At 70.0% G+C, this 9,391-nt stretch carries 12 protein-coding genes; 2 read left to right on the forward strand and 10 right to left on the reverse strand.

Annotation, left to right across the window (positions count from 1 at the left end; genetic code table 11):
• Positions 1-40: 40 nt before the first annotated feature.
• From KV106_RS16800 to KV106_RS16825, 6 genes are all read right to left on the reverse strand, one after another.
• On the reverse strand, positions 41-397 hold the full coding sequence (locus KV106_RS16800) for a hypothetical protein (protein ID WP_261211186.1): 357 nt from the start codon (positions 395-397) through the stop codon (positions 41-43).
• A 35-nt stretch (positions 398-432) separates the two neighbouring features.
• On the reverse strand, positions 433-1,095 hold the full coding sequence (locus tag KV106_RS16805; protein WP_261211187.1) for a hypothetical protein: 663 nt from the start codon (positions 1,093-1,095) through the stop codon (positions 433-435).
• A 3-nt stretch (positions 1,096-1,098) separates the two neighbouring features.
• Positions 1,099-2,055: a prolyl aminopeptidase gene (gene pip, locus KV106_RS16810; protein WP_261211188.1), complete on the reverse strand. Its 957-nt coding sequence runs from the start codon at positions 2,053-2,055 to the stop codon at positions 1,099-1,101.
• Between the two features lie 133 nt (positions 2,056-2,188).
• Positions 2,189-3,079 (reverse strand): SDR family NAD(P)-dependent oxidoreductase, encoded by an 891-nt coding sequence (locus KV106_RS16815; protein WP_261211189.1) that lies wholly within the window; start codon positions 3,077-3,079, stop codon positions 2,189-2,191.
• Between the two features lie 203 nt (positions 3,080-3,282).
• Positions 3,283-3,843 carry a peroxiredoxin family protein gene (locus KV106_RS16820; RefSeq protein ID WP_261211191.1) on the reverse strand — a complete coding sequence of 187 codons (561 nt, stop codon included), beginning with the start codon at positions 3,841-3,843 and terminating at the stop codon, positions 3,283-3,285.
• Between the two features lie 41 nt (positions 3,844-3,884).
• On the reverse strand, positions 3,885-4,430 hold the full coding sequence (locus tag KV106_RS16825) for a carboxymuconolactone decarboxylase family protein (protein WP_261211193.1): 546 nt from the start codon (positions 4,428-4,430) through the stop codon (positions 3,885-3,887).
• Between the two features lie 100 nt (positions 4,431-4,530).
• On the opposite strand from KV106_RS16825, the gene KV106_RS16830 reads away from it, so the two are divergent.
• Positions 4,531-5,400, forward strand: a complete 870-nt coding sequence (locus KV106_RS16830) for an AraC family transcriptional regulator (RefSeq protein ID WP_261211194.1) — start codon at positions 4,531-4,533, stop codon at positions 5,398-5,400.
• On the opposite strand, the gene KV106_RS16835 is transcribed toward KV106_RS16830, so the two are convergent.
• Entirely contained in the window at positions 5,307-6,041 is a 735-nt protein-coding gene (locus KV106_RS16835; RefSeq protein ID WP_261211195.1) for a class I SAM-dependent methyltransferase, read from the reverse strand. The genes KV106_RS16830 and KV106_RS16835 overlap by 94 nt on opposite strands.
• Positions 6,042-6,137: 96 nt before the next feature.
• Here KV106_RS16835 and KV106_RS16840 point away from each other — a divergent pair, with 96 nt between their 5' ends.
• Positions 6,138-6,761 (forward strand): TetR/AcrR family transcriptional regulator, encoded by a 624-nt coding sequence (locus KV106_RS16840; RefSeq protein ID WP_261211196.1) that lies wholly within the window; start codon positions 6,138-6,140, stop codon positions 6,759-6,761.
• Here KV106_RS16840 and KV106_RS16845 read toward each other — a convergent pair.
• The 3 genes from KV106_RS16845 to KV106_RS16855 all read right to left on the reverse strand — a co-directional run bounded on the left by KV106_RS16845 (position 6,745) and on the right by KV106_RS16855 (position 9,381).
• A complete protein-coding gene (locus KV106_RS16845) occupies positions 6,745-7,248 on the reverse strand; it encodes a hypothetical protein (RefSeq protein ID WP_261211198.1) in 504 nt (167 codons plus the stop codon). The two genes, KV106_RS16840 and KV106_RS16845, sit on opposite strands and share 17 nt — an antisense overlap.
• A gap of 67 nt (positions 7,249-7,315) precedes the next feature.
• Positions 7,316-8,239, reverse strand: a complete 924-nt coding sequence (locus KV106_RS16850; RefSeq protein WP_261211257.1) for a Bug family tripartite tricarboxylate transporter substrate binding protein — start codon at positions 8,237-8,239, stop codon at positions 7,316-7,318.
• A 107-nt stretch (positions 8,240-8,346) separates the two neighbouring features.
• Entirely contained in the window at positions 8,347-9,381 is a 1,035-nt protein-coding gene (locus KV106_RS16855; protein WP_261211199.1) for an alpha/beta hydrolase, read from the reverse strand.
• Positions 9,382-9,391: the final 10 nt, after the last annotated feature.

The following is a 9,391-nucleotide window of genomic DNA, read 5'->3' on the forward strand; positions in this document are numbered from 1 at the left end:
TCGTGGGTCTTCGACGCGGTGTGGATACGCGCCGGAAGCCTCAGACCCGGAACCAGATCCTGAACGTCACATGCAACGCATACCCCAGCGCGAGCACCAGCCACGCCATGTAGAAGACGTTCGACCAGTACTCGCCCGCATGCATCGCCAGCGTGTACACCTGCCCCGCGCAGCCCTTGCCGATGCAGGGCACCTCGCCCCGGACCAGCGCGCGCAAGGTGGCGACGAGGAGGTAGCACGCGATGCCACCCGCCACGAGGAAGCCGACCGGACCGACGAAGCCCTTGGTGAGCTCGTCGTTCTCGTCGCGGTTGCCTTTCGCAAGCAGTGTCTGACCGAAGCGGTACCAGGCGAAGCCCAGCAGGAGCATCAGCGAGTAGTAGAGGAAGTCGCGCATCGACGCCGGGATGATGTGTGTGGATGGCGCCGATCCTAGCGCTGTCCGTTTCGCGTCCACCGCTCCACCGCGGCCACGGCCCGCTGGCCCGCATTCGCCGCCTGCGGATGCGAATGCGCCGCGCACATCCCGGCGATCCCGCGCAGCGCTTCGGCCGGACGCTTCGCGATCTCCACCGCGAGCGCTTCCGCCACGAAGAAGTTCTCGTGCGAGGCGAGTTCGCGCAACAGCGCGGTATCGCGCAGGTCCAGCGATGGAATGAAGGCGATGGCCGCATCCTCGTCGTCCGGGGATGCAAGCAGCGAACGGATGAACGTGCCCAAGCCTGCCTGGTCGCCGGCGAGCGGAGAGACCGAAGGATGGAGGTCCTCGACATCTCGATCTTCGGCATCGGCGCGTCGGGCCGCGTCCAGAAAGGCCTCGATGTCGGCAAACACCACGCGCGAGTCGCCGTCATGAGCCAGGTACAGGACCGCGCCAGCGAGCGGTGGTTCGGTCAGCAGCACGTGATGGTTGCTTGTCCGTGCATCGTCGAGCACCAGGCCGCCGAGGCGTCGCAGCATCGGGTGAAAACGCAGCGCCAGGCTCCAGCGGACGATCTCGGCGTCGGGAAGCAGTGCCGTGCCCGGCAGATCATGGTCTTGGATGCGCGCCAGATATGCATCGAGGGCTTGCCGCTCAGTGCTCGAGAGATTCACGCTTCAGCGCCCGGCAAACCCATCCGTCGCCCGCAGCAAGCGATCGAGGATCCCGGGCTCCGAATACGCATGCCCGGCTCCCTCGATCAGATGGAACTCCGCCTCGGGCCAGGCCTTGTGCAGGGCCCAGGCGTAGCGTGCGGGGCAGGGCATGTCGTAGCGGCCGTGCACGATCACGCCCGGGATGCCGTGCAGCCGGTGCGCGTCGCGCAGCAGCTGGCCGTCCTCGAGCCACGCGTCGTGCACGAAGTAGTGGTTCTCCAGCCGCGCGAAGGCCAGCGCGAAATGGTCGTCGGCATGCGAGGCCGCGAGCGCGGGGCTCGGCAGCAGCGTGATGGTCTGACCCTCCCAGACGCTCCAGGCGCGCGCGGCCTCGATCCGGGCCACCGGGTCGTCGCCGGTCAGCCGCTTGCGGTAGGCCGCGATCATGTCGCCGCGCTCGGCCTCGGGGATCGGGGCCTGGAACCGCTCCCACCGGTCGGGGAACATCTCCGACACGCCGAACTGGTAGTACCAGTCGAGCTCGGCGCGCGTGACGGTGTAGATGCCGCGCAGCACGAGTTCGCTCACGCGCTCGGGGTGCTTCTGCGCATAGGCCAGCGCCAGCGTCGAACCCCACGAACCGCCGAACACCAGCCAGCGCTCGGCGCCCACCAGTTCGCGCAGGCGCTCGATGTCGGCCACCAGATGCCAGGTGGTGTTGGCCTCGAGGCCCGCATGCGGCTCCGACAGGCCGCAGCCGCGCTGGTCGAACAGCAGCAGGTCGTAGCGCGCGGGATCGAACAGCCGCCGGTGCTCGGGCGAGATGCCGCCGCCGGGGCCGCCGTGCAGGAACACGGCGGGCTTGGCACCGGGCGTGCCCACGCGCTCGTAGCGGATGCGGTGGCCGTCGCCCACGTCGAGCATGCCGCTCTCGTAGGGTTCGATCGGGGGGTAGGGCTGGCGCAGGGTCTCGGTCATTCGATGCTTTCTTCGGGGTTCATGCAAAGCCGCGCGAGAGCGCGAACTCCACGCCCGCGAGTGGAGTCGGACCGCATTCTGCAACGACCTCGCGCCGAGCCCGCGGCGGCACGTCTGCCCAGACCAGCAACGCTCAAGCCGCCTTCAAGGCATCCTGCCCATAAGTCCCCGCCGCCCGCACATCCGCCGGATCGAAGCTCGCCCCCGCCCCCTGCTGCTCGCGCTGTGCCGCGAGCCGCGCGCCCTCCTGCGCGGCCATGTCGAACAGGCGGTTGGGATCGTGGCGGCGCAGTTGCAGCGCGGCCGCTTCCAGCCCGGCTGCGATCTCGATCTCGCGCTGGCCCGAAGCCATGCCATCGAGCAGCAGGCCGGCCGCGACGGCGGGCTCCATGCCCTGGTCGATGTTCGCGTCGGAACGGCCGCGGGCGCTGCCGTCGGCGCCCAGCGCATTGATCGACACCGCGGTGCGCACCGAGCCCGGCAGCGCGACGCTCACTCGGATGCCGTAGGCCTGCTCGACCTCGGCGCGCAGGGCATCGAAGTAGCCCTGCACCGCATGCTTGGCACCGCTGTAGCCGGTGCGCAGCGGCGCGCCGACCTTGCCGGCCACCGAGCCGATCACGGCGATGTGCCCGCCGCGGCGCTCGGCCATGCGCGGCAGCACGAGCTGGGTGAGGGCGACGGGTGCGAGGTAGTCGACCTCGATCAGGCGGCGATAGACGGCGAGATCGGTGTCGATGGCGAGGCTGCGCTGGGCGATGCCGGCGTTGTTGATCAGCACGTCGATCCGGCCCTGCCAGGCGGCGGCGCGCTCGACGATGGCCGGCAGGACGTCGTAGTCGGTGGCCTCGAAGGGCAGCACCAGCACGCGTTCGGGGGCGCGCGCCGCGAGGGCGGCCAGCGGCTCGGGGCGGCGGCCGGAGGCGATCACGCGCGCGCCGCGCTCGAGCAGCGCGAGCGCGAGTGCCTCGCCGATGCCGGAGGAAGCGCCGGTCACCCAGGCGGTCTTGTTCTCGAAGTACATCTGAAAGCTTTCCTTGACGTGGAGCGGAGTGGGATCCCGCGGCGCGTGTCGGTGTGTTGGATTCGGATGTTCTGCTCCGACGAGGCCGCGGGCGTGGCGTGCGCCTCGGTCATTGTGGCGGCGCGGCACGGGCCTGACCATCGGCCAATGGGGGTAATGCAAGAGTGTGCGCGAGTCGGGGCCTGAAGCCTTTCGGCGCAAGGTCAGCGAGCCGCGCAGCCGGCGTCGCCGCAGCCATCGCCGGGGGCCGACTCCTCTGCACGCACCGCATCCGCGACCAGCGGCGCGGCGAACTCCTCGGCCGCGAGCTGCCCGATGGCCGCGCCCAGCGACATGTCGTCGAGCAAGCCGAAGTGGCTCAGCCGCAGCCGCCCCTGCCTGTCGATCAGCACCACGCTCGGCGTGCCCTGGAACTGGTAGGCGCGCATGGTCTGCGGAATGCTGCTGCCGGGCGAGGGCCGGTCGATGCCGATCGGGAAGACATAACGGTACTCGCGCACGAAGGCCTCGAGCGCCACGGGCGTCATGACCGCGTGGTGTTCGAACACCGAGTGCAGCCCGATCACCGCGACGTCCTTCGCGGCGAACAGCTGCCGCGTCTTCCTGGCCTGTGGCAGGCCGTGCGTGGCGCAGGCCGGGCACAGCATCTGGAAGGCATGCAGCACCACGACCTTGCCGCGCAGCGATTCGAGCGTGACGGGGGCCTCGGTGTTGAGCCAGCGATCGACCTGCAGTTCGGGCGCCGGGGGATGGATTCTCGACATGGTGTTGGCTCCAATGAGATGGCAGGGCCCGGCGCCGCCGCTCAGGCGGCCGCGCGCAGCTTCACGCCCGGGAAATCGACGGGCACGTCGAAGGCGACATTCACATAGTTCGTGAACAGGTTCAAGGCCACGTGCGCCAGCAGTTCGACGATCTGCCGGTCGTCGAAGCCCGCGTCGCGCAGCGCCTGCACCTCGGCGGCGTCGATTCGGCCGCGCTGCTCGACCACCGCGAGCGCGAAGCGCAGCGCGGCGGCGGTTTGCGGATCGGCGGACTCGCCGTGCTGCGCGGCGGTCATCTCGGCCGACGAGGCACCGGCCTTGCGACCCAGCGCCGTGTGCGCGGCCAGGCAGTAGTGGCAGGCGTTGCGGTCGGCGATCGCCACCGCGATCTTCTCGCCGAGCTGCGCGGGAATCACGCCGCCGCCGAGCGCGCCGAACGATCCCCACAGGCTTTGCAGCGCGGCCGGCGAGTTGGCGACGGCGCGGAACATGTTGGGCGTGGCACCGAAGGCGCCGTGGATCTGCGAGAGCAGTGCCTGGGTGTCGCCGGTGGCTTCGGCGGGGGAGACGAGGGGGATACGGGACATGGTGCTTTCCTTTCAAGGGGTTGTGTCGGTGAAGGAAGTTTGCTGGTGATCCTCGTATCATTCGGATCGTTTTATCTGCAAAACATATCTTTTCGTCCGAATGGCCGCGCCACCTCCCATCGACAGGCTTTCCTCGCTGCTCGAGCGCTTCCGCGTGCGGGCGCACCTGTTCCACAACGGCCCGCTGTGCGGCACCACCACCTTCGCGGCCGAGCCGGGGCGCGGCTTCCTGCACGTGCTGCGCCGCGGCGAAATGGTGGTCACGCATGCCTCGCGCAGCGGCGCGCCGCGCAAGCTGGTCGTGAAGGAGCCGAGCCTGCTGTTCTATCCACGCCCGCTGACGCACCACTTCCACAACGCGCCCGTCGAAGGCTCGGACTTCGTCTGCGCGACGCTGGACTTCGATGGCGGCGAGACGCATCCGCTGGCGCGCGCGCTGCCGCCGCTGATCCGCCTTCCACTGCGCGAGGTCGAGGGGCTCGAGCAGTCGCTGGCGCTGCTGTTCTCCGAGACCGTGCGCGTGCAGTGCGGCCACCGGCTGCTGGCCGACCGCCTGTTCGAGGTGGTGCTGATCCAGCTGCTGCGCTGGCTGCTCGACCATCCGGCGCAGAGCGAACTGCCGCCGGGCCTGCTGACGGGGCTCGGCGATCCGCGGCTCGCGCGCGTGCTGGTCGGCCTGCACGAGCGGCCCGGCGAGCCCTGGCCGCTCGAGCAGATGGCGCGCGAGGCGGGTTTGTCGCGCAGCGCCTTCGCACAGCGCTTCCGCGAGGTGGTGGGCACCACGCCCGCCGACTACCTCGCGCTCTGGCGGCTCAGCATCGCGCAGGCGCAACTGCGTGGCGGTGCCTCGGTGAAGACCATTGCCGACGAGCTCGGCTATGCCAATGCCTCGGCGCTGTCGCGGGTGTTCGCGCAGAAGCTGGGCGTGTCGCCGCGCGAGTGGCTGGCGGCTCGGCGCCTGCCGCGATAGAGCGAGATCGACCCCGTCAGCGTCGGGATCACCGCGGTCTCCTCGACCTCGGCGAAGCCCGCTTCCCGCATCAGCAGCGGCACGCGGCCGTCGGCATTGGGCTGGGTATCGGCGAAGCCGTCGACGCACTGCACCACCTTGAACAGCGTTCGCATGGCCCGGGTGCGCTGCAGGCCGTAGTCGGCGATGTGCAGCTCGCCGCCCGGCACCAGCGCCGCGTGGATGGCCGCGAGGCCCGCGCGCTTCTCCGCCAGCGGCACCTGGTGCAGCACCAGGCTGCTCACGATCTTGGTCGGCTGCAGCGGCCACAGCAGCGCAGCCGCGTCGCGCAGGTAGCCGCGGTGCAGTTCGCAGCGCACGCCGGTGGCCGCGAGCTTGGCGCGGGCGCGCTCGAGGATGCGCTCGTCGGGGTCGATGCCGATCAGCCGAGGCGTCGACCCCGAACGGCCGAGCAGCGCCAGGAAGGAGCTGGTGCCGCAGCCCACATCGGCGATCACATCGGAAGGCCGCGGCGCGAGCTGCGCCAGCAGGGCCGAACGCCACCGCCGCTCGCGCGTGAACAGCGACACGATGGGGTCGTAGGCGCCGAGCACCGGCACCGCGGGGGTGAAGTCGCGCGCCGGGCGCAGGGTCTTGTTCATGGCCATCTCCTGGATTCCTGGGTGTTCCGCTTCGCTGCGTTGCGATCGATAATCCGAGCAATTGCTCACAATGTCTACTCGCATTCGAGAAACGCCATGGCCCGTGCACCCGTCGTCCACCCGAGAAAGAAGGCCTCGCAGGAGCGTTCGCGCGCGACCGTCGACGCGCTGATCGAGGCCACTGCTCGCGTTCTGGTGCGCGAGGGCTTCGAGCGCGCGAGCACCAACCGCATCGCGGCCGAGGCCGGCGCCAGCATCGGCTCGCTCTACCAGTACTTCCCGACCAAGGAGGCGCTGGTGGCCGCGGTCATCGAGCGGCACAAGAACGACATGATGGAAGTGCTGCGTCGCGCGCTGGTGCGGGTCGCGGGCATGCCGCTCGAGCAGGGTGTGCGCGAACTGGTCGCGTTGATGATCGACGCGCACCGCGTCGACCCCGAGCTGCACCGCGTGCTGGTCGAGCAGATTCCGCGCATCGGCCGGCTGGCGGAGGTGGAGGGTTTCGACCGCGAGGTGCGCGAACTGGTACGGGCCTACCTCGAGGCTCACCGCGCCGAGCTGCGCACGCTCGACCTCGATCTCGCGGCCTTCGTCTGCGTCTCCTCGGTCGAGACGCTCGCGCACGAGGCCGTGCTGCACAACCCCGCGCTGCTCGCGAACCGCAAGGTGAAGGCCTTCACCGACGAGGTGACCTTGCTCGTGATCAGGTACCTGACCTAGCCGCGACGCGTTTCGCGGCGGCGCGCAATAGCACGCGCGAGTAGAGCTTGTGGAAGCCCGTCAGCGCATCGATCGTCCAGCCGAGCCCGCCCTTCGCGCGCGGCAGGACGGCCGAGCCGAAGAACAGCGTGGTCCGCGGTGCCGCGCCGTCCGCGCGCGGCGCCACCATGAGCCAGCTGCGCGTGCGCCCGGTTGCCAGCACGATCTGGTCGGCCGCGCGCGCCTCGACGCGCCAGGCCGAGAAGGTCTCGGCATGGCCCGCGGCCAGCGCGGCGGCGTCGCCGTCGTTCGCGCGCCGTCCGAGCACGATGCCGAGCAGCCAGCGCTCGGGCTTGAAGGCCGGCGAGGTGTAGAAGGCCTCGACGTAGGCGGCCAGTGGCACGCGGCCGTCGACGGCGAGCGTGTGGCAGTCGGTGTAGGCACCCGTGCCCTCGTAGCGGGCGAGCAGGGCATGCGCGGGCAGGGCGCGGATCTCGATCGGGTTCATGGGGCGGCGGCGGTCGCACGAGGATGCGTGCGCGTGCATTGTGCGGTGGCGCGCCGCGCGCCCGACGTCAGTCGACCCGCACCTTGGCCGCCTTCACGATCTGGTCGTATTTCGCGAGGTCGGCGCGGATCTGCTGGCCGAACTCCGCGGGCGTGTTGCCCAGTGCCGAGATGCCCAGCGACGCGAGCCGCTCTCGCACCTCGGGCGACTGCACCACCGCATGCAGCTCGCGCTGCAGCCGCTCGACGATGGGCTGCGGCGTCTTCGCGGGCGCGAGGATGCCGATCCACGAGCTCGACTCGAAGCCCGGCACGCCCGATTCGGCGACCGTGGGCACCTCGGGCAGCGAGGCCAGCCGCTGCGCGCTCGACACGGCGATCGGGCGGATCTGGCCCTTCTGCACGAAGGGATAGGCGCCGGCCACCGCGGTGTAGAGCATCGGCAGCGAGCCGCCGACGAGGTCGGTCATCGACTGGCCGCCGCCCTTGTAGGGCACGTGCACGAAGTTCGCGCCGGTACGGGCCTTGAGCAGTTCGCCGGCCAGGTGCGGCGTGCTGCCGGTGCCCGCGCTGCCGTAGGACACGCCGCCCGGGTTGGTCTTCGAATAGGCCACCAGTTCGGACAGCGTCTTCGCGGGCACCGAGGGGTGCACGACGATGATCAGCACCGCGTCGCCGATCTTGCTGACCGGCACGAAGTCCTTGAGGGTGTCGAACGGCACCTTGGCATAGACGTGCGGGTTGATGACCAGCGTACCGTCGAAGCCCAGCAGCAGCGTGTAGCCGTCGGGCGCCGCGGTCGCCACCATCTGCGTGCCGATGTTGCCCGAGGCGCCGGGCCGGTTGTCGACCACCACGCTCTGGCCCAGGCGCGCACCGAGCTTGTCGGCCACCACGCGCGCGCCGGTGTCGGTCACGCCGCCGGGCGTGAAGGGCACGATCAGGCGGATCGGCTTGTTCGGGTAGTCCTGCTGCGCGGCCGCGGGGCCCATGGCCAGCGCGAGCGGCAGCGCGGCCGCGAGCAGGCGCACCAGCGTGTTCTTCCATGCATTCATCGCTTGTCTCCTTCGTTCGTTCTTCGATTCGCTCTTGGTTCTGTTCAGCGCTTCAGGCCCTGCTTCGCGAGCCACTGGTCGACGCGCTCGGCAATCGCATCGGAGTTGCGGTCCATCATGAGCATGTGAGAGTTGCCGCGCCAGCCGAGTTCGGGCAGCAGCAGTCGGTCGCCCGTGCCGCCGGCCGCGATCAGCCGCTGCCTGAAGTTTTCCTGCTGCGCCGTGATGCGCGCCCAGAACGGATAGCGCTCGAGGTTGTCGCCCCACACCCACAGCATGGGCACGCCCTTGAGGCGCGCGAAGTCGGTGGTCTCGGGGTTCGGCGAGCCCGAGGTCTCGACGGCGACGATGGCCTTGACCTTGTCGGGGTACTTCAGGGCCGAATTGAAGGCGAAGTTGCCGCCCTGGCTGTGGACCACGATCACGCAGGGGCAGGCCTTCCGCACATAGGCGTCGTAGGCCGCCTGCGTGGCCGCGTCGTTGGTGCTCCAGCGCGGAATCGACTGCTTGGCGAACTGGTCGAAGCTGGCCATCGGGAACTGCGTGCCCGGCAGCGCGCGGCGCTTCGCCGGATCGGTGTCGTACGAGCCGGTCTCGCCGATGCGGAACAGCTCCCAGCCTTCCTTCTTCGGCCGGAAGAAGGGCTCGCTCTTGAAGATCTCGGGATAGCGCGCCCACGAGGCGCGACCGCGCTCGACCGCGTCGCTCACGTACACGTCCCAGCCGGCGCGCAGAAAGTGGTTTTCCCAGCCCGGCTGACCGTCGGGCTTGGTCTCCCAGGTCACGCCCGAGAGGCCGCCGCCGTGCCACAGCAGCAGCGGATAGCGGCCCTTCGGGTTCGCCAGTCGCGTGTAGCGCGCATAGAGCCCCTCGACCTCGAAGTCGCCGTTGGGGTCGAACTTCAGCGGCGGCGCGCCGGGCGTGAACACCAGCTCCTTCTCGGGCAGGCCCGAGAGCGTGACGGCGCGTCCGCCCACGTGATAGCTGCCGACGTCGGCCACCTGCAGCGTGCCCGTCGAGCAGCCGGCCAGGGCCGCGGCCGCGATGCCGAGCAGCGCGAGCTTCCATGCATGTCTCATCTCTTGTCTC

Origin of the sequence: Variovorax endophyticus (genome assembly GCF_025376855.1) — a bacterium.
Classification (GTDB): Bacteria; Pseudomonadota; Gammaproteobacteria; order Burkholderiales; family Burkholderiaceae_C; genus Variovorax.